The sequence below is a fragment of the Flavobacterium sp. GSP27 genome (genome assembly GCF_003970395.1).
GTDB lineage: Bacteria > Bacteroidota > Bacteroidia > Flavobacteriales > Flavobacteriaceae > Flavobacterium.
This window is the reverse complement of record NZ_RYDP01000007.1, coordinates 152,229-177,047: the sequence shown is the minus strand read 5'-3', so window position 1 is coordinate 177,047 and position 24,819 is coordinate 152,229. Positions and strand designations below refer to the sequence as shown.

At 35.7% G+C, this 24,819-nt stretch carries 23 protein-coding genes; 12 read left to right on the top strand and 11 right to left on the bottom strand.

Annotated features, from left to right (window positions below; genetic code table 11):
- Positions 1 to 66: 66 nt before the first annotated feature.
- From EKM05_RS08500 to gcvP, 4 genes are all read right to left on the bottom strand, one after another.
- Positions 67 to 915: a glycosyltransferase family 2 protein gene (locus EKM05_RS08500; RefSeq protein WP_126554593.1), complete on the bottom strand. Its 849-nt coding sequence runs from the start codon at positions 913 to 915 to the stop codon at positions 67 to 69.
- A gap of 90 nt (positions 916 to 1,005) precedes the next feature.
- Complete coding sequence (locus tag EKM05_RS08495) at positions 1,006 to 1,530, bottom strand: methyltransferase (RefSeq protein ID WP_126451776.1); 525 nt, start codon at positions 1,528 to 1,530, stop codon at positions 1,006 to 1,008.
- A gap of 235 nt (positions 1,531 to 1,765) precedes the next feature.
- A complete protein-coding gene (locus EKM05_RS08490; protein ID WP_126451777.1) occupies positions 1,766 to 2,824 on the bottom strand; it encodes a 3-oxoacyl-ACP synthase III family protein in 1,059 nt (352 codons plus the stop codon).
- 278 nt (positions 2,825 to 3,102) lie between these two features.
- Positions 3,103 to 5,952: an aminomethyl-transferring glycine dehydrogenase gene (gcvP, locus tag EKM05_RS08485; protein ID WP_126554591.1), complete on the bottom strand. Its 2,850-nt coding sequence runs from the start codon at positions 5,950 to 5,952 to the stop codon at positions 3,103 to 3,105.
- 240 nt (positions 5,953 to 6,192) lie between these two features.
- Between gcvP and EKM05_RS08480 the strand changes: the two genes are divergently transcribed.
- Entirely contained in the window at positions 6,193 to 6,912 is a 720-nt protein-coding gene (locus tag EKM05_RS08480; RefSeq protein WP_370275751.1) for a hypothetical protein, read from the top strand.
- A 256-nt stretch (positions 6,913 to 7,168) separates the two neighbouring features.
- Here EKM05_RS08480 and EKM05_RS08475 read toward each other — a convergent pair whose 3' ends face one another.
- Both EKM05_RS08475 and EKM05_RS08470 read right to left on the bottom strand, forming a co-directional pair.
- Positions 7,169 to 7,651: a DUF2071 domain-containing protein gene (locus EKM05_RS08475; protein WP_304984559.1), complete on the bottom strand. Its 483-nt coding sequence runs from the start codon at positions 7,649 to 7,651 to the stop codon at positions 7,169 to 7,171.
- A 243-nt stretch (positions 7,652 to 7,894) separates the two neighbouring features.
- Positions 7,895 to 9,922 carry a M3 family metallopeptidase gene (locus tag EKM05_RS08470; RefSeq protein ID WP_126554584.1) on the bottom strand — a complete coding sequence of 676 codons (2,028 nt, stop codon included), beginning with the start codon at positions 9,920 to 9,922 and terminating at the stop codon, positions 7,895 to 7,897.
- 190 nt (positions 9,923 to 10,112) lie between these two features.
- On the opposite strand from EKM05_RS08470, the gene EKM05_RS08465 reads away from it, so the two are divergent.
- Positions 10,113 to 10,820 (top strand): hypothetical protein, encoded by a 708-nt coding sequence (locus EKM05_RS08465; protein ID WP_231507387.1) that lies wholly within the window; start codon positions 10,113 to 10,115, stop codon positions 10,818 to 10,820.
- Between the two features lie 50 nt (positions 10,821 to 10,870).
- On the opposite strand, the gene purE is transcribed toward EKM05_RS08465, so the two are convergent.
- Both purE and EKM05_RS08455 read right to left on the bottom strand, forming a co-directional pair.
- Positions 10,871 to 11,353 (bottom strand): 5-(carboxyamino)imidazole ribonucleotide mutase, encoded by a 483-nt coding sequence (gene purE, locus EKM05_RS08460; RefSeq protein ID WP_126458759.1) that lies wholly within the window; start codon positions 11,351 to 11,353, stop codon positions 10,871 to 10,873.
- Positions 11,354 to 11,460: 107 nt separating this feature from the next.
- The gene (locus tag EKM05_RS08455; protein WP_126554582.1) at positions 11,461 to 12,612 is read right to left on the bottom strand and encodes a 5-(carboxyamino)imidazole ribonucleotide synthase; all 1,152 of its coding nucleotides are present in this window, start codon (positions 12,610 to 12,612) and stop codon (positions 11,461 to 11,463) included.
- Positions 12,613 to 12,828: 216 nt separating this feature from the next.
- Between EKM05_RS08455 and hpt the strand changes: the two genes are divergently transcribed.
- From hpt to obgE, 4 genes are all read left to right on the top strand, one after another.
- Complete coding sequence (gene hpt / locus EKM05_RS08450; RefSeq protein ID WP_126458767.1) at positions 12,829 to 13,359, top strand: hypoxanthine phosphoribosyltransferase; 531 nt, start codon at positions 12,829 to 12,831, stop codon at positions 13,357 to 13,359.
- A gap of 13 nt (positions 13,360 to 13,372) precedes the next feature.
- Entirely contained in the window at positions 13,373 to 13,945 is a 573-nt protein-coding gene (locus EKM05_RS08445; RefSeq protein WP_126554580.1) for an adenylate kinase, read from the top strand.
- A gap of 162 nt (positions 13,946 to 14,107) precedes the next feature.
- Complete coding sequence (locus EKM05_RS08440) at positions 14,108 to 15,382, top strand: hemolysin family protein (RefSeq protein ID WP_126554578.1); 1,275 nt, start codon at positions 14,108 to 14,110, stop codon at positions 15,380 to 15,382.
- Positions 15,383 to 15,464: 82 nt separating this feature from the next.
- Positions 15,465 to 16,466, top strand: coding sequence for a GTPase ObgE (gene obgE / locus EKM05_RS08435; RefSeq protein ID WP_126451789.1), 1,002 nt, complete (start codon positions 15,465 to 15,467; stop codon positions 16,464 to 16,466).
- A gap of 65 nt (positions 16,467 to 16,531) precedes the next feature.
- Here the strand turns inward: obgE and EKM05_RS08430 are convergent, their stop codons facing one another.
- Positions 16,532 to 17,524, bottom strand: coding sequence for a glycosyltransferase family protein (locus EKM05_RS08430; RefSeq protein WP_126554575.1), 993 nt, complete (start codon positions 17,522 to 17,524; stop codon positions 16,532 to 16,534).
- 80 nt (positions 17,525 to 17,604) lie between these two features.
- Positions 17,605 to 18,420, bottom strand: coding sequence for a UDP-2,3-diacylglucosamine diphosphatase (locus EKM05_RS08425; protein ID WP_126458781.1), 816 nt, complete (start codon positions 18,418 to 18,420; stop codon positions 17,605 to 17,607).
- A 143-nt stretch (positions 18,421 to 18,563) separates the two neighbouring features.
- Between EKM05_RS08425 and EKM05_RS08420 the strand changes: the two genes are divergently transcribed.
- Genes EKM05_RS08420 through EKM05_RS08395 form a run of 6 tightly spaced genes read left to right on the top strand, consistent with a single transcriptional unit; the run spans position 18,564 to position 23,283 of the window.
- Entirely contained in the window at positions 18,564 to 19,271 is a 708-nt protein-coding gene (locus tag EKM05_RS08420) for a lipopolysaccharide assembly protein LapB (protein WP_126458787.1), read from the top strand.
- A 37-nt stretch (positions 19,272 to 19,308) separates the two neighbouring features.
- Positions 19,309 to 20,664 carry a UDP-N-acetylmuramate--L-alanine ligase gene (gene murC / locus EKM05_RS08415; RefSeq protein ID WP_126554573.1) on the top strand — a complete coding sequence of 452 codons (1,356 nt, stop codon included), beginning with the start codon at positions 19,309 to 19,311 and terminating at the stop codon, positions 20,662 to 20,664.
- A gap of 8 nt (positions 20,665 to 20,672) precedes the next feature.
- On the top strand, positions 20,673 to 21,131 hold the full coding sequence (locus EKM05_RS08410) for a GNAT family N-acetyltransferase (RefSeq protein WP_126458793.1): 459 nt from the start codon (positions 20,673 to 20,675) through the stop codon (positions 21,129 to 21,131).
- 11 nt (positions 21,132 to 21,142) lie between these two features.
- Positions 21,143 to 21,838, top strand: coding sequence for a DNA repair protein RadC (gene radC, locus EKM05_RS08405; RefSeq protein WP_126451795.1), 696 nt, complete (start codon positions 21,143 to 21,145; stop codon positions 21,836 to 21,838).
- Positions 21,839 to 21,847: 9 nt separating this feature from the next.
- Positions 21,848 to 22,537: a YjjG family noncanonical pyrimidine nucleotidase gene (locus EKM05_RS08400; protein ID WP_126451796.1), complete on the top strand. Its 690-nt coding sequence runs from the start codon at positions 21,848 to 21,850 to the stop codon at positions 22,535 to 22,537.
- Positions 22,538 to 22,539: 2 nt separating this feature from the next.
- Entirely contained in the window at positions 22,540 to 23,283 is a 744-nt protein-coding gene (locus EKM05_RS08395; protein ID WP_126554570.1) for a hypothetical protein, read from the top strand.
- A 62-nt stretch (positions 23,284 to 23,345) separates the two neighbouring features.
- On the opposite strand, the gene EKM05_RS08390 is transcribed toward EKM05_RS08395, so the two are convergent.
- Positions 23,346 to 24,623: a replication-associated recombination protein A gene (locus EKM05_RS08390; protein WP_126451798.1), complete on the bottom strand. Its 1,278-nt coding sequence runs from the start codon at positions 24,621 to 24,623 to the stop codon at positions 23,346 to 23,348.
- Positions 24,624 to 24,819 lie beyond the last annotated feature (196 nt).

Below are 24,819 nucleotides of genomic sequence, written 5' to 3'. Positions count from 1 at the left end.
ATGGGCTAAATTACAAAAATTGTAAGGAGTTATATCTTTCAATTTAGCAGTTTTTGATTTTGGAAGCTAAAAAAGCTTTTCCTTCATTTTTTTTAAACGATATTTTCTAATGAATTTTGCTTGTTCTTCTGTAACTAATAATGGAGTTTTAGCTACTTTAGCTTTCCAATAACCGCTGATGTAATCTACAAATAGTAGCGGTTTTTTCTTCATTATTGCCAGCTTTGCCGAAGCGATGGAAGTGATTAAAAAGCCGTAGCCTAAAGTATAAAATGCTTCGCCTTGTTTGTAACGTGCAGTTTTATTGTAATTAGCGCCAGTTGGTTTTAGGTGTTTTACCAGTAATGAAGTGTCCGTAATGACTTTCCATCCGTAAAATTTACATAGTAACTCATCTACGGTGTCCCAACCCATTGCCGGTTTTAAATTACCTATTTGCTCGAAGCATGCTTTTCTATAGGCTTTGAATGCGCCACGAATATGGTCTTTGTCAGTAAGATTTTCCAGAATCCATGTGCCATTTTTTTCGATATAAGCAAATCCGCCTGCCATTCCTATTGTTGTATCTTTTTCGAAAATGTTTAAAATAGTTTCAAAATAGTTGTTGGGCAGAATTAAATCGGCATCCAGTTTCACGATTACGTCATAATTTTCATCTAATGTTTCATAACCTTTGTGAAAGGCCTGAATAACTTTACTTCCCGGCAAATGAATTGCTTGGGAGGTTTTAGTGACCAATGTGATAAACGGATTTTCTTTGGCAAAAGCCATAACGATTTCGGCTGTTTTATCAGTAGAATTGTCATTGACTACGACTACTTTTTTGGGCAAAATGGTTTGCGAAATCAAAGAATTTAGCGTTAAAGCAATAAATGCTTCCTCGTTATGGGCCGGAATAACAATGTAATAATTCATTTAAAAATTTTTAGATTTTAGATTTTAAATTTCAGATTAACGATTTGTTGCAAGTCGTTAATCAGAAATCAGAAATCAGAAATCGTTAATCTATTTGATTTTTTCAGCGTAAACAATATAATATCGGTTGGTAAACTTTCTTAATAAGGGACGAATTCCAAATTTTTTAACGGGATTGGTCCATTTTTGCCGGTCTATTATTTTCCAGCCTGTTTTTTCTAATAGCCAATCGAGTTGCCAGTCTTCAAATTCATGGTAATGCCTATCCCAGGGGTCTGTTTTACTGCGGTAAGCTGGAGAAAACCACAGTCGCAATGGTATAGAAATAAAAAGTTTATCCGATTTTATTTCGTTTAAAATAGTGAAAGGATTTAGTAAATGTTCAAAAATTTCGAAAGCGGTTACAACCTCTTTTTGTTCTCTTAAAAATACGGATTGGTCCTTGTCTAAGTCTTCTCCGGTTGTGTTTGTAATTGTAAATCCTTCGGATTTCATGATTTTAGAGAAAGGGTTTTCAACGCCTAAGTCTAAGATGGTCTCTGAGGAGGAGACATGTTTTTTTAGAAATTCTAAAGTATGTTTGAATCTTTTATTGGGAAACGTTTTTTCGTACATGTTTTTTTGATTTGTCCGCTGGGGAACGAAGGCACAAATATAGTAATAAATGTGTTTTTGAAGATTGTTTTTTAGCCCGGATGGCAATGAAAATCCCGGAGCTTCAAAATGTAGTTTTTCAAGGTGCAAAAAGCGACTAAAAGAAGCTTTATTGCACCTTAGAAAAACAAGTTTTGTAGTGAGGAATTGTAATGGACAGCCGGATTAGCTCCTGATTACAATTTCCTAAAAAGAATTAATATCGGTAAATAAAGGCGTTGATGTTCATTCCTGCTCCAACCGAGGCAAAAATCATAACATCTCCTTTGTGTATTTCCTGATTTTCTATTTTGCCTCGGATGAGCAGGTCAAAAAGAGTTGGAACGGTAGCAACACTGCTGTTTCCCAGTTCATGGATACTCATGGGCATGATGTCTTTAGGAACTGTTCTGTCGTATAATTTGTAAAAACGCTGTATGATTGCTTCGTCCATTTTTTCGTTAGCCTGATGGATAAGAATTTTTTTGACATCATCAATACCTAGTCCACTTTTGTCTAAACAACTTTTCATGGCTGCAGGGACATGATTTAATGCAAATTCATAGATTTTACGTCCGTACATTTTTATGTAGCGAATGTCCGGATCTAAATCAGGATTGTAGGATTTTCCAAAGAATAAATAGTTGGCTTCGTCATTTGCATAGGTTGCACTTTCATACGCTAACAAACCGGTGTCATCATCTGAAGCTTCAATGATAGAAGCGCCGGCACCATCTGAGTAGATCATGGAATCCCTGTCATGCGCATCGACTACTCTGGAAAGCGTTTCTGAACCTATAACCAAGCAACGTTTTGCCATGCCGGATTTGATGTAAGCATTGGCTTGAAGTACGCCTTCGATCCATCCGGGACAGCCAAAAAGGATGTCGTATGCAACACATTTTGGGTTTTTTATTTGTAGCTTGTGTTTGACACGTGTGGCTAAACTTGGAAGCATATCGGACTGGCTAGTGCCGTATTTTACATCGCCAAAGTTATGAGCAAAGATGATGTAATCTATTGTTTCAGGATCAATTCCAGCATTTTTTATTGCTTTTTGAGCGGCAAAAAAAGCGAGATCGGAGGAGTTTAAATGATCCTCTGCATAACGCCGGTGTTCAATTCCGGTAATGCCCTTAAATTTATTAATGACTACTTCGTTTGGATAACCAAAAGCAGTTCCATCCTCGTTTAAAAAAACATGTTCGCCAAAATCTGTATTGCTTATTTTTTTCTCAGGAATATAACTTCCTATTCCAGCTATTTTTATTTTCATTGCGTTAATTTTCCAAAATTTATGCTAAATTAATCATTAAAAAATTAGTACAGTCACAATATTTACTATGCATGCATATAATTGTGAAATAATAATTTATTGGCTAAAATATTGAATTTTTTATTGTAAAAGGAATGTTTTGATGCGATTTTTATTTCTTACTTCTTTCAAGTTAAAAAAAAATCTTTTTCATTTTTTTTGATCACGGGGCTTCTCTGGTCAGGTAATTTTATTGCGCAAAAAAAATGTCTCGATTTCTCGAGACATTTTGTGGTGGTTTAACTTTCCATATAGGCTTCAATTGGTGCGCAGGAACAAACTAAGTTTCGGTCTCCATAGGCATCATCTGCTCTTCGTACGGTTGGCCAGAATTTATTCTCGGCAATATAATCTAATGGGAAAGCGGCTTGTTCCCGAGTGTAAGGAAAATTCCAGATATCAGTAGTTAGCATGGCTAATGTGTGGGGCGAATTTTTCAAAACATTGTTTTTGTCTTCTAATGTTGCGTTTTCAATTTCTTTACGGATTGCAATCATGGCATCACAAAAACGATCTAACTCTTCCAGGTTTTCACTTTCTGTAGGTTCAATCATTAATGTTCCTGCCACTGGGAAAGAAACCGTAGGTGCATGGAAACCGTAATCCATCAAGCGTTTTGCAATATCAGTAACTTCAATTCCTTTTTGTTTGAAAGGGCGGCATTCTAAAATCATCTCGTGTGCGGCACGACCCATTTCTCCAGAATACAACGTATCATAATGACCGTTTAGTTTCTCTTTAATATAGTTGGCGTTTAAAATGGCATATTGAGTAGATTGTTTCAACCCTTCGGCTCCTAGCATACAGATATAGCCGTAAGAGATCAAACACACTAATGCGGAACCCCAAGGTGCGGCAGAAATTGCTGTTATCGCGTTTTCTCCACCAGTTGGAATTACAGGATTAGTAGGTAAAAACGGCACTAATTGTGGTGCAACGCATATAGGTCCTACTCCTGGTCCGCCGCCGCCGTGAGGAATCGCGAATGTTTTATGTAGGTTCAAGTGACATACATCAGCGCCAATAGTTGCAGGATTTGTCAATCCAACTTGCGCATTCATATTCGCACCATCCATGTATACTTGGCCTCCGTTATTGTGTATTAACTGTGTGATTTCTCTAATGGCACTTTCAAAAACTCCATGAGTCGATGGATAGGTTACCATCAAACAGGCAAGATTGTCTTTGTGTAAAACTGCTTTTTCGCGTAAATCTTCTACGTCAATATTTCCGTTTTCCAATGTTTTAGTTACCACTACTTTCATTCCTGCCATCGCTGCTGATGCAGGATTCGTTCCGTGTGCGGATGATGGAATTAAAGCAATGTTTCTGTGGTGATCTCCTCTTGACTGGTGGTACGCACGAATGACCATTAATCCGGTATATTCGCCTTGAGCACCTGAATTAGGTTGTAATGTTGTTCCGGCAAAACCAGTGATTACATTTAATTGTTGTTCTAATTTTGCGAGCATTTCTTGGTATCCTTGTGCTTGATCTAATGGTGCGAACGGATGAATGTTGTTCCATTGTGGCATGCTTAAAGGCAACATCTCTGAAGCGGCATTCAGTTTCATGGTACAAGACCCTAATGAAATCATTGAGTGATTCAACGCTAAATCTTTTCTTTCTAACATTTTGATGTAACGCATCAAAGCTGTTTCTGAGTGATGTTTATTGAAAACATCGTGTTGTAAAAACGTTGATGTTCTGTTTAAGTATTCAGGGAAATGATTGGTTTCTGATAACGTTTCAATCAGTGTAAGCGGAGTCCCATTTGCAGAAGCGAAAACAGCAATAATTTTATTCAAATCAGCAATGCTTGTCGTCTCGTTTAAGGAAATTGAAATCGTATTATCATCAATGTAATAGAAATTAATTTCGTTTTCTTCTGCAATTGTTTTTACTTTTTTGGCATCAGCCTTGATGACAATGGTGTCAAAGAAAGCAGTATTCATTTGCTGGAAACCAGATTTTTCTAGTGCATTTGCCAATGTCGCTGCTGAAGCATGTACTTTATTTGCAATATATTGTAATCCTTTTGGTCCGTGATACACGGTATACATTCCGGCCATAACGGATAATAATACTTGAGCGGTACAAATGTTAGAAGTCGCTTTATCCCGTTTGATGTGTTGCTCACGGGTTTGCAACGCCATACGCAAGGCGCGGTTTCCATCCGTATCAACTGTCACGCCGATGATTCTTCCCGGCATGCTTCTTTTATATTCGTCTTTTGTTGCAAAATAAGCGGCGTGCGGACCACCGTATCCTAGCGGGATTCCAAAACGTTGTGTTGTTCCAAGAACAACAGCTGCGCCTATTTCTCCGGGAGGTGTCAATTTAGCCAAACTCAAAATATCAGCGGCAACAGCTACTTTTATTTCGTTTGCAGCTGCTTTAGCGATAAAGGCAGTATAATCATGTACTTGCCCAAATTTTCCCGGATATTGAAGGATTGCTCCAAAATAGTCCAATGAAAAATCGAATGTTTCATGGTTTCCTAGTACTAATTCGACACCAATTGGCGTGGAACGTGTTTGTAAAACGGATAAAGTTTGGGGTAATATTTCTTCAGAAACGAAGAATTTATTGGTGTTATTTTTCTTTTGATCCCGAGAGCGAACGTCAAAAAGCAGTGCCATTGCTTCTGCGGCTGCAGTTCCTTCATCTAATAAAGAGGCATTCGCAATTTCCATTCCGGTTAATTCGATAACCATCGTTTGGAAATTCAAAATGGCTTCTAAACGGCCTTGCGCAATTTCGGCTTGATACGGCGTATAGGCAGTATACCATCCTGGATTTTCAAATACATTTCTTTGTATCACTGCAGGAATAATTGCGGCATTGTATCCTAAACCAATGTAGGATTGAAAAACTTTATTTTTATTTCCTAATTTCTGAATGTGATTTGCAAACTCATATTCGGTCATTGCAGGTTCTAAATCTAAATCAGATTTTAAACGAATGTCACTTGGAATCGTTTCCTGAATCAATTGTTCCAGCGTTGCTGCCCCAATTGTCTTTAACATGTGTTCTAAATCATTTTCTCTAGGGCCAATGTGTCTTAATGCAAAAGCGTCTGTTTTCATTGTATATAAAATAGGTTGTGTGTTTCTTGTTTTAAAAGGCTGTAAAATTAAATATTAATATGCTATTAATTGCCTTTTTTAATCGGATTTTCTGTGAATTTTTCAACTAAAAGCCGTTCTTATTAACACTTTGATTAATTTTGTCTAATGAGGTTTTTTAAACAAATATTCGATTTTTATATAAATAGTAGTATTCACGTGGGTTTATCGTGTTATGCTTTGGTCCGAATGACGAACTATATGTTCCACATTCCAGTAGGTGAACCAGTTGCTAATTTTGTTTTTTTTGGAACTATTGTGGGGTATAATTTTGTGAAATACGATGCTTTGGCTCGATCCAAAAAGATAAAAATGCGCAAGGAACTAAAAGGGATTGCTTTGTTTAGTTTTTGCTCCCTTATATTTGTAGGCTATTATTTCTTTATGCTGGAACGAGTGACGCAAATTACCGCTATTGTTTTTTTGAGTATTACCTTGTTGTATACGCTTCCTTTTTTTCCAAATAAAAAAAACGCAAGAAATTGGGCTGGTGTCAAAATTTATATCGTAGCATTGTGCTGGGTGGGTGTCACGCTAGGACTCCCAATTTTAGATGCGGGCATCCCAATAACCATAGATTTCTATCTAAAATGCATGCAACGCTTTATCTTGATTTTTGTATTGGTGCTTGTTTTTGAAATCATTGATATGGCACATGACGATCCGCATCTTAAAACCGTACCCCAACAAATAGGAGCAAACCGTACCAAAATATTGGGACTGTTACTTTTGATTCCATTTTATTTATTGGAATTTTTTAAAAGTAATTTAGATAAAGATCAATTGATTGTAAACTTCATTTTAGTACTGATGATTTCATTATTTTTGATTTTTGCCAATGAAAAACGATCAAAATATTATACTTCTTTTTGTGTTGAAAGCATTCCGATAGTTTGGTGGTTGTTACTTTTATTATTTTAAAAAGCACTTAATTGGTGAGTACGTTCACTAATAATAGTATTAATTTGGTGAATAGGATATTTTTCTAGTGTTGATTAAAGATAATTTTCGAGAATTTTTGAAGTAGTTTGGTCTTTGTGTACGTAGTGTGTTGGTTTTTACTGTTTATTTTCAGACAAAGCTTTTAATACTTTGTTTCTTTCGAGGATAAAAGGAATAAGGGGTTTTTAGAAACCAAAATATTTACCGCGCCAGGTAACCGTTTCGTTGTAGTTAATTAATCCGTAAGTAATTCTTTTTCGTAAACGCCTTCGAAATCAATTACTGACTCGTTTTTCGTTACTTCAAATTGTTGCCATCGGGGATGCGTGACTTCGTATTCAAAAGTTGCATTTTCGTTGATTTTGGTATACCCAAAATAATGCTCCGTAATGAACTCAGCTTCGGAATCCGGTGCAATTGCAATGGGTTTTTTTTGGGTTGTTACCTGAATCGTATTCCATTTGTTTTTTACTTTCCATTGGTATATAAATTCTCGGGAGTTTCCATTGACTTTCAAAACGTGTTTCATCGGTAGCGTTCTATAATGCTCATTGTAAAACGTATTTGCAACAAGTGTAATAGTATGTTTTGGGACAATTTTGCTGATAAAAACGGCACCTCTTTTCCATACACCATTTTCAAAACGCTTAACGTAAAAACGAAGATTGACCTCTTCAAAATCAGAAAGAAACGGGATCTTCATTCCTAAAACGCGCACGTTTTCGAACAAGAAACCAATAAAACTAACATAACATTTGCCGTTCCATCAATCGATTTCTGTTCCTTTTGGGACATATTTCTCTAGAATTTCCGGATTGACCATATAATTAATTCAGGGCTAAATTATTCCACTCGGCTTATAAGAAACTCATTTTTTTGTTGGTTTTAATTTTTTGTAGGTATGTGAAATACTATTGAAAAAACCCGAAGCCTGTTACTTCAGGTTTTCAATAAGTTTTTTCTAAACCAATCCTGCTCTTCGTAACAAAGCTTCCGGTTTTGGTTCCTGTCCTCTGAAGCGTTTGTACAAAATCATAGGGTGTTCTGTTCCGCCTTTTGAAAGTATGTTTTCTTTGAAATTGGTGGCCACTTCTTTATTAAAAATACCTTTTTCTTGGAAATATTCAAAAGCATCAGCATCCAGCACTTCGGCCCATTTATAACTGTAATAACCCGAGGAATACCCGCCTTGAAATATGTGTGAAAAAGAAGTGCTCATCGCATTTTCTTTTACTTCAGGATACAATTGTGTGGCTGCAAATTGTTCGGTTTCAAAAGATTTGATGTCTTTGATGTTAGATGGATCTTGTGCATGCCAGCCCATATCTAATAACCCAAAACTCAATTGACGCATCGTTGCCATTCCTTCCTGGAAACTGGCACTTTCCTTAATTTTATGGACTAATTCCATCGGAATCATTTCGCCGGTTTCATAATGATAGGCAAACAACGCCAAGGCCTCCGGTTCGTAACACCAGTTTTCCAGAATCTGACTTGGTAATTCCACAAAATCCCAATATACTGAAGTACCGGACAAACTTGGATATGTCGTGTTGGCTAACATTCCGTGCAACGCGTGACCAAATTCATGAAATAAAGTTGTTACCTCGTTAAAAGTTAATAAGGATGGTTTTGTTTCGGTAGGTTTCGTGAAATTACAAACAATAGAAATATGAGGTCTTTCGTTAATTTCTTTTTTAACATATTGCGATTTAAAAGAAGTCATCCAAGCTCCGTTTCGTTTGCCTTTTCTTGGAAAGAAATCAGCATAAAACACCGCAACTAATTGATCGTCTTCATCTTTTACTGCGTATGTTGTTACTTCTTCATGGTATTTATCTACTTCGTAAACTTCTTCAAAAGTAATTCCGTATAATTTTTGCGCTACTGCAAAAGCACCGTTCAAAACTTTTTCTAATTGAAAATACGGTTTTAAAATTTCATCATCCAAATTGAATAATTGCTGCTTCAATTTCTCCGAATAATACGCACCATCCCATTTTTGAAGTTGCTCGATTCCGTGAAGCTCTTTTGCAAAAGCGGTCAATTGTGCAAATTCTTTCAAAGCTGCCGGTTTGGCTTTTTCTAATAAATCATTCGAGAAGGTTTTTACTTTCTCCGGACTTTCGGCCATTCTTTCTTCAAGTACAAAATGAGCGTGCGTAGCATAACCTAAAACTTGCGCTCTGTCAAAACGCAATTTGGCAATTTTTAGTACAATTTCCTGATTGTCAAATTCGTTATTTTGAAAACCTTTGGCACCAAAAGCGATTGCCATTTCCATGCGTAATTCCCGATTGTCAGCATAGGTCACAAACGGAACATAACTAGGATAGTCCAATGTGAAAATCCATCCTTCTTTTTCTTGACTTTTAGCCAATGAACGAGCGGCTTCGATAGTTCCCTCTGGCAAACCGGCTAAATCTGTTTTGTTAGTAATATGCAGTTGATAGGACTGTGTTTCGGCCAAAACATTTTCGCCAAACTGCAAGCTCAATTTTGATAATTCTTTATCAATTTCTCGCAATTGATTCTTTTTATCTTCCGGTAAATTCGCTCCATTTCTGGAAAAGCTTTTGTATTTTTTGTCTAAAAGCGTGGTTTGCTCCGGATTGAGATTCAGTTTTTCTCGTTGCTCATACACTGTTTTTACTCGTGCGAATAAATCCGGATTAAGACGCACATCGTTGCCAAATTCAGAGAGCAGAGGCGAAACTTCCTGAGCGATTTTTTGAATTTCGTCATTGGTTTCGGCTGAATTCAAGTTGAAAAAGATGCTTGAGATTCGGTCCAAAACATCGCCGCTGAACGCTAATGCTTCAATCGTATTTTCGAAAGTGGGTTTTATCGGATTTTGTACAATCGCATCGATTTCGGCTTTTGCCAATTCGATTCCTTTTTGAAAAGCAGGAAGGAAATCTTCATTTTTAATTTTCGAAAAAGGTGCAGTATTGTACTTTGTATTGAAAGGGTGTGTTAGGATGCTCATTTGTATTTTGTAATAAAAATAATTTGATGTTTAAAGAAATCAAAGGTACGGATTTAATAAAAAAAATGTGTTTGTCCAAGGAATTGATTTGGACCAAAATAGCGGATTCAAAAGTGTTATTTAAATGTTATTTATTTCATTTGGCAGTAATAAAGCCTTAAATTGTAAAAAATGATTGGTTTTGTAAAAAATGAACCGAAAAAAATATAATAAACTAAAAGAAAAGATGAATTATCAAATTACAATAAATAGAGCGAATACTGTTGATGAGGTTGAAGAATATTGGACAAATGAGGATTATATAAAACTCTTGGGAAAGTTTGATTATCCGGATGCTGCCGATGGGGATGCTGCCAGTTTAAGGGAATTATTGTTTATGGCAATAAGTGATTTCGAACCAAAAGATGCCGCTGCAATACTATTGGAATACAAATTATCAGAAGATTTGAATGAAGGTCAAATTCAGCAAATTTCAAACGATATGCTTTTAGATAAAGTATGTGAAGAATATCCTGAAATTGGATTGCATTCAACATTGTTTCATATCAATCAATTGCTTTTCAAAGCTTACAACGGTACTTTTCCTAATGCAAAAGCGACGATTGTTGAATGCAGTTTGGTCCCGGTCGAAGGTGAAAATGAAAGCGAATTGACTAAAGAAAATATTCTGAAATTATTAAACAACGGTTTGTCTGGCAGTAATTTGATCAAAAGATTGTTCGATCTGCCAATGACTGAAAACGTCCCTTTTTCGGAAGCGGAAGATATTTTATGGGATGTTAAGACCACGGATAATGTGAATTATACGATTACAACTTCTGAATACTGGTTAAGCAGAGAGGACATTATTGCATCAGAATTTGAAGGAGTTCTTGAAATTGTTGTTGATGCAGAATAAATTATTTCACTATTTGAATTCATAAAAAAAGCTCTGTAATGGAGCTTTTTTTATTTTTGGAGGCTTTGGGAAGCGATATTGACGGCTTCTTTCAATCCGGTTTTGTACTTAATTACTTTCTCTAGGACACTTTTGTTGTGACTTCCTATGATTTGAGCGGCAAGAATACCTGCGTTCTTGGCGCCATTTAAGGCTACGGTTGCTACGGGAACGCCACCTGGCATTTGCAGAATGGATAAAACGCTGTCCCAGCCATCGATTGAATTACTGGATTTTATAGGAACGCCAATTACGGGAAGTGGCGACATTGAAGCGACCATTCCGGGTAAATGTGCCGCGCCACCAGCACCGGCAATAACCACAGAAATACCGCGAGTATGTGCGTTCATGCTAAAATCAAATAATTTTTCAGGCGTTCGGTGTGCCGAAACGATATCGACTTCAATTTCGATTTCAAATGCTTTTAGGATATCTATGGCTTCTTGCATGATCGGCATATCTGAGATGCTTCCCATTATTACGGCTACTTTCATTGTTTCTTATTTAAAGATTTAAAGATTTAAGCATTTAAAGATTTTTGAGAAATTCAATTTAATTAATTTTTTTAATTTTTCAATCTTTAATTTTTTCAATCTTTTAATTAACTTATCACTCTAATCGTATTCTTTACATCCTCAGCAATTCTTCGGGCTTCGTTGATGTCTTCATTTACGATGGTTACGTGTCCCATTTTTCTAAAGGGACGTGTTTGTTTTTTTCCGTAAATATGTGGCGTAACACCATTCCATCCCAGTATTTTTTCGATGTTTTCGTAGACTACATCTCCTGAAAAACCTTCTTCGCCCACTAGATTTACCATGATTCCGGCTACTTTACTGTCTGTATTCCCTAAAGGCAAATCTAGAATGGCACGCAAATGATTTTCAAATTGCGAGGTATAACTGGCTTCAATCGAGTAATGACCTGAATTGTGCGGGCGTGGAGCCACTTCGTTCACAAGGATTTGATCGTCTTCGGTTTGAAACATTTCTACGGCTAATAATCCCACATGATTGAATTTTTTAGAAACATTCAATGCGATAGCTCTTGCTTTTTCGGCTACTGTATCATCAATTCGAGCTGGGCAAATCACATATTCTACTTGGTTGGCTTGGGGATGAAATTCCATTTCTACCACAGGATACGTTTTTATTTCACCGGAAGGATTGCGACAAACGATGACAGCTAATTCTTTTTTGAACGGAATCATTTCTTCGGCAATGCATTCTACATTGGCTAAATTATCCAAATCCGAAATGTGTCGAATCACTTTTACGCCATTTCCATCATAACCAAATTCCGTACATTTCCACACAAACGGTAGTTTTGTTTTCGAATCTAGAATGTCAACAATAAGACTTTTTAAATTGTCAAATCGCTTGTAATTTGCGGTTGGGATGGTATGTTGAATGTAAAAATCTTTCTGAATTCCTTTGTTTTGAATGAGTTTCAACGTTTTTGGCGAAGGAAATACCTTTAATCCTTCTTCTTCCAGTTTTACCAAAGCTTCCAGATTGACTAATTCGATTTCAAAAGTCAAAACACTTACTTTTTTACCAAAGTTATACACGGTTTCAAAATCCATTAAATCCCCTTTGAAGAATTGGTCACAAGCTATTTTGCAAGGTGCTTCATCACTTGGATCCAAAACATAGGTTTGTATGTCGAACTTTCGGGTGTCAAACAATAGCATTTTGCCCAGTTGTCCGCCACCGAGAATTCCTAATTTGAAATCAGAAGAAAAATAATTCATGGTGTAATTGTATGTTTGAGCAAAGATACTTTATAATGATGGAATCCGAAAACACAATTTTATTTTCTTCGGAATTTTTATTATAACTTTTGTTACTTTCAATACATTTTGAGGCCCTTTTATGTGAAATTTACTTAAAATTACAAATTAATTCTCATTTATCAATTCACAAATCCGAATTCTGTATCTTTGCACATTATTTTAAAAACGAAAATAATGATACAACTTCACGACAAACAATTTGTTCCGTTTATTTCTGCTAAAGAAATTGATTTTGCCATTGCTAAAATGGTGGCGCAAATAGAAGATGATTTCGCTGATGAAATACCAGTTTTTGTAGGTGTATTAAACGGAGCTTTTATGGTCGTTTCTGATTTTATGAAACAGTATAAAAAACCATGTGAAGTATCTTTTATAAAAATGGCTTCTTATGAAGGAACTTCTACCACAAATGAGGTAAAACAATTAATCGGATTAAATCAGGATTTGACTGGACGTAGCGTTATCATACTAGAGGATATTGTAGATACCGGAAATACTTTAGTGGAACTCAAAGAATTATTCAAAAAACAAAATGTAAAGCATTTCAAAATAGCGACACTTTTCTTCAAACCAGAGGCATACACAAAAGATATCAAAATAGATTATATTGGGATTCGAATCCCAAATAAATTTATTGTAGGTTTTGGTTTGGATTATGATGGTTTAGGAAGAAATTTATCCGAAGTATATAAACTAAAAGAATAATTACCAACACATTATGACTAACATTGTTTTATTTGGAAAACCAGGAGCAGGAAAAGGAACTCAAGCAGAATTTTTGAAAGACAAGTACAAATTAACGCATATTTCCACGGGCGACGTATTTCGTTTTAATTTAAAAAACGACACAGAATTAGGCAAACAAGCAAGAGTTTATATGGATGCAGGGGATTTAGTACCGGATGAATTGACGACAAAAATGTTGATTGATGAGGTAAATAAACATCCAGACACAAACGGAATTTTATTTGACGGATATCCAAGAACACTATCACAAGCCAAAGATTTAGATGCATTTCTTGTTTCAATTAGTTCGACTGTTGCCGCAACAATTGCACTCGAAGCTGATGACGAAATCCTGGTACAACGATTGTTAGAAAGAGGAAAAACAAGTGGCAGAATTGACGATCAAGACGAAGAAAAGATCAGAAATCGCTACCAGGAATACAACGAAAAAACAGTGCCATTAATGGATTATTATCAGGGACAAGGGAAATTTCACGCAGTAAACGGAATTGGTACCATTGCAGAAATTACCCAAAGAGTAAGTACCGTTATTGATCATTTATAGGAGCAGTTCCAGCTGTACTTTGCAAGCCTCAAGAAAAATAGTTTTTTTACCTTTGGGCTTTTCACTGTTATCTGGGCTATAAAATTGAGGTTACAAACAACCGATTTCAAAACAAAAAATGGAGGAATCACATTTTAATACACAAACGAATCAACTAAGAAATTGGAAATACTAATAATATTTTTTCTAATACTGCTTAATGGAATTTTTTCCATGTCAGAAATCGCATTGATTTCGGCACGTAAAAATAGATTAGAAACTTCTGCAAAAAAAGGGAATAAAAATGCTCAAATTGCATTGGAATTAGCCAATTCTCCAAACAAATTTTTATCAACCGTACAAATAGGAATTACCTTGATAGGGATTCTAACCGGTATTTATAGTGGGGATAAAATCACATTTGACGTCGAAACTTACATCAATAATTTCGAGATACTCAAACCGTATGCCCATTCTGTTTCTGTTGGGATTGTTGTAGTGGTTTTAACTTTTTTTTCTATGGTTTTAGGAGAATTACTGCCAAAAAGAATTGGTTTAAATCATCCGGAAAGCATTGCAAAAACAGTGGCATTACCAATGAAAATTATTTCGGTAATTATGGCTCCATTCATTTGGATGTTGACGCATTCAACGGAATTTTTGTTGAGTATTTTACAAATAAAACCAACAGCTGACGGCAAAGTTACAGAAGAAGAAATTAGAGCGATTATCAAAGAAGGAACTGAAGGAGGCGAAGTTCAGGAAATAGAGCAAGATATTGTGGAACGCGTTTTTCATATTGGTGATCGGAAAATAAATTCTTTGATGACACATAGAAAATCAGTAGTTTTTCTACCTTTTCATGCAGATAAAGAACAGGTTAGAGAGTTTATGCTTAAAGAGTTGCATTCTATTTATCCTGTTTACGGTGAGAATTATGATGATATTGTAGGGGTTGTTAACCTAAAAAATATTTTTGCCCATTTTGAGAACCAAAATTTCAATTTGGCTGATATTATGACCGAAGCTCCCTTTATGATGGAGCAAACCACGGCGTATGTAGCGTTAGAGAATTTTAAAAAAACCGGAATACATTACGCATTTGTATCTGATGAATATGGTGTTTTTCAGGGTGTTATTACACTGAATGATATTCTGGAAGCGCTGGTTGGTGATGCTTCGGATTTTTATAAAGATGATTTTCAGTTAATTGAAAGAGAAGATGGAACATGGCTCGTTGACGGACATTATTCGTTGCACGATTTCTTGACGTACTTTGAGTTAGATGAGCTAATCAATGATTATGAAGTTACTACGGTGAGTGGATTAATAATGACGGAACTATCTCACATACCCAAACAAGGAGAGAAATTAATTTGGCAAAAATTTGAGTTAGAAGTTATCGATATGGATGGCGTCAAGATTGATAAAGTGATGGTGAAAGCCTTAAAGGGTTAAAATTTGGTTTAAAGTTTAATGTGTAAAGTTAGTGTGCCGCTAATCTTTAATCTTTAAACTATAAACTTTTAAACAAAAAAAAATGACTGAAGGGAATTTTGTAGATTATGTTAAAATATATGTTTCATCCGGAAAAGGAGGAAAAGGATCTACGCACTTGCACAGAGAAAAATTTATTGAAAAAGGAGGCCCTGACGGTGGTGATGGTGGTCGTGGTGGCCATGTATATTTGGTAGGAAATAAAGCACTTTGGACATTGTTTCACCTAAAGTTTGCCAGACATATCAAAGCCGGTAATGGTGGAGATGGAAGTGGAGACAGGAGTACCGGTGCAGATGGTGACGATAAATTTATCGAAGTGCCGCTGGGTACTGTTGTAAAGGATAAAGAAACGGGAGAAATATTATTTGAAATTACTGATGAGGGTGAAAAACAAATTCTTTCTCGCGGTGGGAAAGGTGGTTTAGGTAACTGGCATTTTAGAAGCTCAACAAATCAAACCCCCAGATATTCTCAACCGGGATTGCCTGGAGCAGAGATGGATGTTATTTTAGAATTAAAAGTGCTGGCTGATGTAGGTTTGGTAGGTTTTCCTAATGCAGGAAAATCAACATTATTGTCAGTTTTGACTTCTGCAAAACCAAAAATTGCCGATTATCCGTTTACTACCTTGAAACCAAATCTTGGTATTGTAGCCTACAGAGATTTTCAATCTTTTGTAATTGCAGACATTCCCGGAATTATTGAAGGAGCAGCCGAAGGAAAAGGTCTTGGACATTATTTCTTGCGCCATATTGAACGGAATTCAACTTTATTGTTCTTAGTTCCAGTGGATACTCCGGATATCAAAGCGGAATATGATATTTTGGTAAATGAATTGACAAAATATAATCCCGAAATGCTTGACAAAGAGCGTTTGCTGGTGATTTCTAAATGCGATATGCTTGATGATGAGTTAAAAGCAGAGCTAAAAGTAGAATTAGACGTTGCTTTCAAGGATGTTCCGTATATGTTTATTTCTTCTGTGGCTCAACAAGGTTTGACAGAATTAAAAGACAAGTTGTGGAAAATGTTGAACGACTAATTTTCATAAATTTCACAAAAAAGGTGTTCTTTTAGAACACCTTTTTTGTTGCCATAATTTAAGAATTAGTTACTGTTGTAGGTGTCAAATAAGAACTGTAATGTGTCAGGGACTGTATTAGCTAGTATATTAGGCGTAGGAGTATCCTTATTAAGCCAGTTTTCTATGATTAAATCAAAATTATCACCTACTTCATAAACTATTGGAACCCCCATTTTTTTTAGTGCTGCAGCATTACACTCCTGCTCATAATGATTTCGTATAGGAATGCTGAGTATTTTTTTTCTAAGATACAATGCTTCTGCGGGTGTTTCAAATCCACCACCGGTTATGACACCATGACAGTTGATTAAGCTTTGATTGAACTGTTTTTGATTTACAGGATAATACGTGATGTTGCCAATGGTATGTTTGAGTTTTACATCATTCAAAAACCAGTGAAAATTAATTTCGGAGCGTTTATTAAACGCTTTTTCTAAACAATCTTTTTGGAAAGACGGTAAATAAACCGTTATGTGTTTTAAGTCTTTTGGTTCGGCTTGTATGATTTCATCTTTAATAATTGGAGGGAGAATGAAAGAATCGTATTTCTCAAAATGCAGTCCAATATACTGTGGAGAAGGAGCATAATGTTTTAGAATTATTTCTCCCATAAGGCTTTTTTTTTCTGGTCTTGGTGTCAATTTTGACGCAAAACTAGCTTGATGTCCAAATTGTACCGAATGTACTTTCTGTAATTTACAAGCAAGAGAAGTAATTGAATCAAAATCATTTATTACAACATCATAATTTTTTAAAGGTAGAGAGCTTGCATCTTTGAACATCTGTATTGGCCTAATGTTTTTTGCAATATTCCAGTAGTTCAAGCCACCACATTTACTGTAGTGCAAGCTGCAACCGTCGCTTTTGTATTTTACTGGTAAATCAATTTTTAGGCTAGCATTATTTCCACTCATGAAGAAGTCTACAGTGCCAAATTTTTGTAAATAAGGATAAAGTTGCATAGCTCGACTGATATGACCGTTGCCAGTGGCTTGAATAGCATAAAATATTTTCATGTTTGTTATTTAGATTGGATTATAACTGATTTCTTTTAAATATGGATTTATTAGGATAAGATGATTTTTCCTCAGGGTTATTAAGATAAAATTTTGGTTACAATGTCATTTATAATTGCATCTTCTTTGTTCTCATGGTCTATATAGTCCGTTTTTTTATACTGGTAAATACTCCATTTTTCTTTTTTGTATTCCAATGCGGTAAGGTTTTCGACCCAATCACCGCTGTTTAAATACATAACCTTTCCATGTTCATTTTGTACTTCCCTCATTTGGGGTTTGTGAATGTGTCCGCAAACTACATAACTGTATTTTTTTTGAATAGCAATTTCGGCGGCTGTAGTTTCAAAATTTGACACAAAAGAGACGGCTTTTTTTACACTGTCCTTAATCATTTTAGAATAGCTTCTTTTTTCTTTTCCCAAAAGCACTAAAACCCAATTGATAAAACTATTTATCAAAATCAATAAATCATAGCCTTTTCCGCCAAGTTTAGCTAAAATTTTAGCATAACCTTTCGTAGAAGAATCGAAAACATCCCCGTGAAAAATCCAGGTTTTTTTTCCATCTAAGTCCAGGATCAATTTATCTGCCAATTCAAAATTCCCTAAAATAAAATCGGAATATTTCCTTAAAGCTTCATCATGATTTCCCGTAATATAAATAACTCGAGTTCCTTGATTCGACATTTTTATGATTTGTCGCAATACATTCATGTGTGAGGCAGGAAAATATCTTTTGCTAAAACTCCACATATCAATAATGTCTCCATTTAAAACCAACATTTTTGGCTGAATCGATTTTAAATATTGTAGTAATTCATTGGCCTGACAACCATATGTTCCTAAGTGTACATCGCTCAATACGACTAAAGGAATTTTTCTCTTTCTTTTCATAATTTGTTTTGACGAAATTAATTACTCTGTGTTATGATAATGTTTCGTATATATTATTATTACACGCTACGCATATTGATTTGTTAACTTTTTTAAGATTAAAAAAGCTGTTTAATACTTTAAATTTTCCTTATTTTTGAAGCATGAAACATAGTATACTAGTTTTTTTATTGTTTCCTATTATGATTTGGTCACAATCCAATTTTGAAAAAGCGCAAAAACTCTTCAAAGAGGAAAAGTATGAGCAGGCACAAACAATATTTGAATCAATACTAAAAACGAATCCTTCAGATTTGAAGACGATAGAGTATTTAGGCGATATTGCCGGTTATTATAATTCATGGGAAAAAGCAATTACCTATTATAAAAAGCTAAAAACAGTAAAACCATCAGAAGCCAATTATTATTATAAATATGGTGGTGCGATGGGAATGAGAGCTAAAGAGAGCAGTAAATTTAAGGCGCTTGGGATGATTGCGGAAGTTAAAGCCTCCTTTGAAAAAGCCATCAATCTGAATCCAAAACATATAGAGGCGCGTTGGGCTTTGATTGAAATATACATTCAGTTACCGGGAATTGTTGGCGGGAGTGAAACTAAGGCTATGAAATATTCCGATGAATTATTGCGGTTGTCGCCTGTTGATGGTTATTTGTCCAGAGGACATATTGAGGAATATTTCGAACGATATAAAGGTGCGGAACAGCAGTATAAAAAAGCAATTCTGGCTGGTGGTTCAAAAATAAGTTACCAAAAGCTGGTTAGCTTATATAATGATAAAATGAATGAAACTGAAAAGGCAAAATCTCTTTTAGAATCCTATAATAACAAAAAGGTTCAAAGTAGTTTTTAATTCACTTGGACTGTAAAACTCTAAATTAAAACAATTAATGCGTACACATTTTATAGCTGTCGGAGGTAGCGCCATGCACAATCTGGCTTTAGCATTACACAACAAAGGATATCAAGTTACGGGAAGTGACGACGCCATTTTTGAACCGTCAAAATCTAGATTAGACAAAAAAGGGATTTTACCGCCAGCATTAGGCTGGTTTCCTGAAAAAATAACATCAGCTATTGAAGCTGTAATTCTTGGTATGCATGCCAAAGCAGATAATCCTGAATTATTGAAAGCCCAGGAATTAGGACTCAAAATATATTCGTATCCGGAGTTTTTATACGAACAATCTAAAAATAAAACACGTGTGGTTATTGGTGGTTCTCATGGAAAAACAACTATAACTTCGATGATTTTGCATGTAATGCACTACCATGACATTGCTGTAGATTACATGGTTGGCGCTCAACTGGAAGGATTTGATACAATGGTGCATCTTACGGAAGAGAATGACTTTATCGTTTTAGAAGGAGATGAATATTTGTCCTCGCCGATAGACAGAAGACCAAAGTTCCATTTATACCAACCGAATATTGCTCTAATTTCAGGGATTGCTTGGGACCATATCAATGTTTTTCCCACGTATGAAAATTACGTTGAGCAGTTCGAAATTTTTATTGGCAAAATTACCAATGGCGGGATTCTCGTGTATAATGAAGATGATACTGAAGTAAAACGTGTTGCAGAAGCGGCTACAAATCCAATCCGAAAATTAGCCTATCATACCCCCAAATATACTGTTAATGAGGGTGTGACACTGCTGGAAACTCCGGAAGGCGACATGCCAATTGAAGTTTTTGGAGCACATAATCTTAATAATTTGGCTGGTGCCAAATGGATTTGCCAGAATATGGGTGTTGATGAAGCTGATTTTTATGAAGCCATTGCCAGTTTCAAAGGTGCATCAAAACGATTAGAAAAAATTGCGGAGAGTAAAACAAAAGTGGCCTATAAAGATTTTGCACATTCCCCAAGTAAAGTGGCGGCAACGACTAAGGCGGTAAAAGAACAATATCCAAATCGTACCTTAGTGGCCTGTTTAGAACTTCACACTTATAGTAGCTTGAATGCAGAATTCTTGAAAGAATACGAAGGCGCACTTGAATATGCTGATACAGCAGTAGTTTTCTATTCGCCCGATGCCGTAAAAATCAAACAATTGGAGGAAGTAACACACGAGCAAATTGCTACTGCGTTTAACAAAAAAGATTTAATTATTTATACCAATCCAAAAGATTTTGCGGATTATTTGTTTAATTTAAACCTTGAAAATTCGGCTTTGTTGTTGATGAGTTCCGGTAATTACGGCGGATTGAATTTTGATGAAGTAAAGGAATTGGTAAAGTAAATAATGCTATGAAAGATTCTATAAGAATTGCTAAGACTACAAGCGAAAATCCTGACTTTATGGCTCTTATTAGCGCTTTAGATAAAAGTTTATGGGAGCGTTATCCCGAATTAAAAACCGACTATTGGGGTAATAATATTTTGGAATTAAACCCAAATGTTATTGTTGTATATCTAAAAAACGAAGCTGTTGCTTGCGGTTGTTTTAAAAAATATGATAAAAATACAATTGAAATAAAACGTATGTTTGTTTCTCCTGAGGTGCGAGGAATGGGATTGGCTCAAACTATTTTACGAGAATTGGAACTTTGGGCGCAGGATTCTGGATCATCATTTTCTGTTTTGGAAACATTATACAAGCAAAAGGAAGCCATTGCTTTGTATCAAAAAGCGGGATATGTTATTGTTGATAATTATGAGCCTTATGTGGGTTTAGAAAATAGTATTTGCATGCGCAAACAAATTTAAACAACAAGCGAATGGCTGAAAATTCCTTTTTTCCTATTACCAATTGGTCCGAAGACGATAAACCACGTGAAAAACTAATGCTGAAAGGTAAAAGTGTTTTGAGTGATGCGGAATTGATAGCTATTTTGATAGGTTCCGGCAGCAGGAATGAGTCAGCGGTGGATTTGAGTAAACGGATTTTGGCAAGCGTAGATACTAATTTGAATGCCTTAGGAAAATTATCACTGTCTCAGCTCATGCAATTTAAAGGAATAGGAGAGGCAAAGGCCATTTCTATTATTGCTGCTTTAGAATTAGGAAGACGCAGAAGAGGCGAAGAGGTTGTGGAATTGACAAAAATTACTTCCAGCAAAATCATTTTCGAAATCATGCAGCCTATTATTGGGGAATTACCACACGAAGAATTTTGGATTATTTATATGAATAACTCCAATAAGGTACTGTCGAAATCCCAATTGAGTAAAGGCGGAATCACCGGAACATTGGTCGATGTGCGAATCGTTTTCAAAACGGCACTCGAAATCGGAGCTACAGCATTGATCTTGTGTCACAATCATCCTTCCGGAACCTTGATTCCTAGTGATGCCGACAAACAAATTACAAGAAAATTGAAATTGGCAGGTGATAGTTTAGAAATAAAAGTATTAGATCATCTTATTATAACTGAAACCAGTTATTTCAGCTTTGCAGATGAAGGGATATTTTAAAATTACAAAATGAAACAAACACATATAAAGGACGTTTTTTTTGATTTAGATCATACCCTTTGGGATTTTGATAAAAATTCAGAGCTCACTTTTGAGACTATTTTTAACAGAAATCATCCAACGATAGCAACCAAGGAGTTTATTGAAAAATATGTTCCAATTAACCAAGCGTGTTGGGCACTTTATCAATACGATAAGATTACCCATCAGGAATTGCGGTACAATCGATTGAAACACTCGTTTGATGCGTTGAGTTATACTATTTCAGATGAAGAAATAGAGACTATAGCGGAGGATTATATTCGGTTTTTGCCGGATAACAATCATCTTTTTGATGGGACAGTGGAACTTTTGGAGTATTTAAAACCTAAATACAATTTGCATATTATAACCAATGGTTTTGCGGAAGTGCAATTTAAAAAATTGAACAATTCAAAAATTGGAAGCTATTTTCAGACCATAACTAATTCAGAAATGGCTGGGGTAAAAAAACCAAATCCCATTATCTTTGATTACGCTTTAGATTTGGCCAAAGCCAAAAAAGAAAAAAGTATCATGATTGGTGATAGTTTAGAAGCGGATGTTCAAGGAGCACTGGATGCGGGACTGCAAGCTATTTTTTTTAATGAAAGTAAAGTTCAGGTAGAACAGCACATCATACAAATTAACCATTTATTAGAACTTAAAAAATATTTATAAAGATGAAAAAATCATTAGTATTCCTGCTGATATTAGTTGTTAGTTATTCCTATTCTCAATCGGTAAACGATTATAAAGCTGTGATTATTCCCGTTAAGTACGATTTCCTCAAAACAGAGAATCAGTATCGACTGACAACAATGTCTAAATTCAATCTAAACAAAGCCGGTTTTGAAGCTTTTTACAGCAAAGAAGCCATTCCAAGTGACTACAGTGACCGTTGCAGTTTGTTGTATATGGATGTTGTTAAAGAAAATGCTTTTTTGATGACTAAGTTATTTGTGACACTTAAGGATTGTTACGGGAAAATAATTTTCCAATCTGCAGTGGGGAAAAGCAAGGAGAAACAATATGAAACTGCGTATGGCGAAGCGCTTAACAAAGCTTTTGAATCCGTTAATGAGTTGCAATATAAATATAACGGTACTATAAATACAACTATGGAGCCAGAAGTTACCAAGCCCTTGGCCGCTCCGGTGGTGTTGGCTCAAAAAGTAGTCAGCGCCTCAGTATCTGATGAAAAAGAAATGGATTTGCTTTATGCTCAGCCTACGGCAACCGGTTTCCAGTTGATTGATAGTTCTCCAAAAGTTGTTATGAAAGTTTTTAAAACCTCTAGTGCCGAATCTTTTATCGCTTTCAAAGGAGATATTAAAGGTGTTTTAATTGCTAAGAACAACCAATGGTTTTTTGAGTATTATGAAAACGACAAATTATATTCTGAAAAAATAGCGGTAAAGTTTTAGTGCAATTATAAATTAATTATTTTTCTAAAAGGGATGTACTGCGGTGTATCCCTTTTTGTGTTTTAATAGCCATATTTATTTTTCCAGCGGTTTTTTAAGAATTCTCTTGTGATGTTTTCTCGGGAGTTATTTCCGGGAATATAGATGGGATTGTTGGACAGTTCATTAGGAAGGAATTCTTGTTCTGCAAAATTATTTGTGTAATCGTGTGCATATTTATATTCTTCGCCATACCCTAATTCTTTCATTAATTTAGTGGGCGCGTTGCGCAAGTGAATTGGTACCGGTAAATCGCCAGTTTGTTTTACAAGTTGTTGCGCAGTTCCAATGGCCAAATACGAAGCGTTACTTTTAGGGGAAGTGGCTAAATAAACGGCACATTGGCTTAATATAATCCTGCTTTCCGGATATCCAATTGTGGCAACCGCCTGAAAGGTATTATTGGCCATAATAAAAGCAGTTGGATTGGCATTTCCTATATCTTCACTACTCAGGATAAGCATTCGACGAGCTATAAATTTAACATCTTCACCGCCTTCAATCATGCGGGCAAGCCAATACACAGCGCCATTTGGATCACTTCCCCGAATGGATTTTATAAAAGCTGAAACAATGTCATAATGTTGTTCGCCAGTTTTGTCATACAAAACGGTATTTTGTTGTACTAAAGCAAAAACACGTTCGTTAGTGATTATAACATCGTCTTCTTCGGATGCATGTACAACAAGTTCAAAAATATTCAACAGCTTACGTCCATCGCCACCGGAAAGGCGCAATAAGGCTTCTGTTTCTCTTAGTTTAATGTTTTTGGTCTGCAAATAAGCGTCTGTTTTTATGGCGCGCTCCAGAAGTGTTTCTAAGTCTTTTTTGCTAAAAGCGTTCAAAACATACACCTGACATCGGGACAGTAGTGCTGGAATAACTTCAAAACTAGGGTTTTCTGTTGTGGCACCAATTAGGGTGATCCACCCTTTTTCTACCGCAGCCAATAACGAATCTTGTTGGGATTTGCTAAAACGATGAATCTCATCAATGAATAATATAGGGTTTTTAGCCGTAAACAAACCCCCACTTTGCTTTGCTTTTTCAATCACCTCGCGAATGTCTTTCACACCGGAATTGATGGCACTCAAAATATAAAAGGGTCGTTTTGATTCCTGTGCAATAATTTGCGCTAAAGTAGTTTTACCAGTGCCCGGTGGTCCCCAAAAAATTAAGGAAGGGATAATTCCTTTTGTAATTTGTTGTGTCAAGGAACCATTTGGTCCAACCAAATGGGATTGACTAATGTACTCTTCTAATTTTTGTGGTCGTATGCGCTCTGCAAGTGGTGCTTCCATTGTGCAAAATTAATATTTTTTTTAATCTAAGCCCATTTATGATTGTCAAATTTATTTTTCGGAGCTATTTCCAGCTGTACACTATATCCACGCAAAAAAGCGTGGGATGCCGTTTCCATCTGGGCTAGGAATTCTTGTGTTTAATTTTACTCTTGGGTTGTACTATGACAAAATTGCATTAAATTGCTTTTGGAGA

What these genes read in the sequence shown, in the direction of transcription:
- EKM05_RS08400 (WP_126451796.1), top strand. Translation starts at nt 21,848, where the DNA reads ATGAAACAAACACATATAAAGGACGTTTTTTTTGATTTAGATCATACC.
- EKM05_RS08465 (WP_231507387.1), top strand. Translation starts at nt 10,113, where the DNA reads ATGAACCGAAAAAAATATAATAAACTAAAAGAAAAGATGAATTATCAA.
- EKM05_RS08395 (WP_126554570.1), top strand. Translation starts at nt 22,540, where the DNA reads ATGAAAAAATCATTAGTATTCCTGCTGATATTAGTTGTTAGTTATTCC.
- EKM05_RS08500 (WP_126554593.1), bottom strand. Translation starts at nt 915, where the DNA reads ATGAATTATTACATTGTTATTCCGGCCCATAACGAGGAAGCATTTATT.
- hpt (WP_126458767.1), top strand. Translation starts at nt 12,829, where the DNA reads ATGATACAACTTCACGACAAACAATTTGTTCCGTTTATTTCTGCTAAA.
- obgE (WP_126451789.1), top strand. Translation starts at nt 15,465, where the DNA reads ATGACTGAAGGGAATTTTGTAGATTATGTTAAAATATATGTTTCATCC.
- EKM05_RS08455 (WP_126554582.1), bottom strand. Translation starts at nt 12,612, where the DNA reads ATGAATTATTTTTCTTCTGATTTCAAATTAGGAATTCTCGGTGGCGGA.
- EKM05_RS08445 (WP_126554580.1), top strand. Translation starts at nt 13,373, where the DNA reads ATGACTAACATTGTTTTATTTGGAAAACCAGGAGCAGGAAAAGGAACT.
- EKM05_RS08495 (WP_126451776.1), bottom strand. Translation starts at nt 1,530, where the DNA reads ATGTACGAAAAAACGTTTCCCAATAAAAGATTCAAACATACTTTAGAA.
- EKM05_RS08480 (WP_370275751.1), top strand. Translation starts at nt 6,193, where the DNA reads ATGTTCCACATTCCAGTAGGTGAACCAGTTGCTAATTTTGTTTTTTTT.
- purE (WP_126458759.1), bottom strand. Translation starts at nt 11,353, where the DNA reads ATGAAAGTAGCCGTAATAATGGGAAGCATCTCAGATATGCCGATCATG.
- EKM05_RS08430 (WP_126554575.1), bottom strand. Translation starts at nt 17,524, where the DNA reads ATGAAAATATTTTATGCTATTCAAGCCACTGGCAACGGTCATATCAGT.
- EKM05_RS08425 (WP_126458781.1), bottom strand. Translation starts at nt 18,420, where the DNA reads ATGAAAAGAAAGAGAAAAATTCCTTTAGTCGTATTGAGCGATGTACAC.
- radC (WP_126451795.1), top strand. Translation starts at nt 21,143, where the DNA reads ATGGCTGAAAATTCCTTTTTTCCTATTACCAATTGGTCCGAAGACGAT.
- EKM05_RS08470 (WP_126554584.1), bottom strand. Translation starts at nt 9,922, where the DNA reads ATGAGCATCCTAACACACCCTTTCAATACAAAGTACAATACTGCACCT.
- EKM05_RS08410 (WP_126458793.1), top strand. Translation starts at nt 20,673, where the DNA reads ATGAAAGATTCTATAAGAATTGCTAAGACTACAAGCGAAAATCCTGAC.
- gcvP (WP_126554591.1), bottom strand. Translation starts at nt 5,952, where the DNA reads ATGAAAACAGACGCTTTTGCATTAAGACACATTGGCCCTAGAGAAAAT.
- EKM05_RS08490 (WP_126451777.1), bottom strand. Translation starts at nt 2,824, where the DNA reads ATGAAAATAAAAATAGCTGGAATAGGAAGTTATATTCCTGAGAAAAAA.
- murC (WP_126554573.1), top strand. Translation starts at nt 19,309, where the DNA reads ATGCGTACACATTTTATAGCTGTCGGAGGTAGCGCCATGCACAATCTG.
- EKM05_RS08390 (WP_126451798.1), bottom strand. Translation starts at nt 24,623, where the DNA reads ATGGAAGCACCACTTGCAGAGCGCATACGACCACAAAAATTAGAAGAG.
- EKM05_RS08420 (WP_126458787.1), top strand. Translation starts at nt 18,564, where the DNA reads ATGAAACATAGTATACTAGTTTTTTTATTGTTTCCTATTATGATTTGG.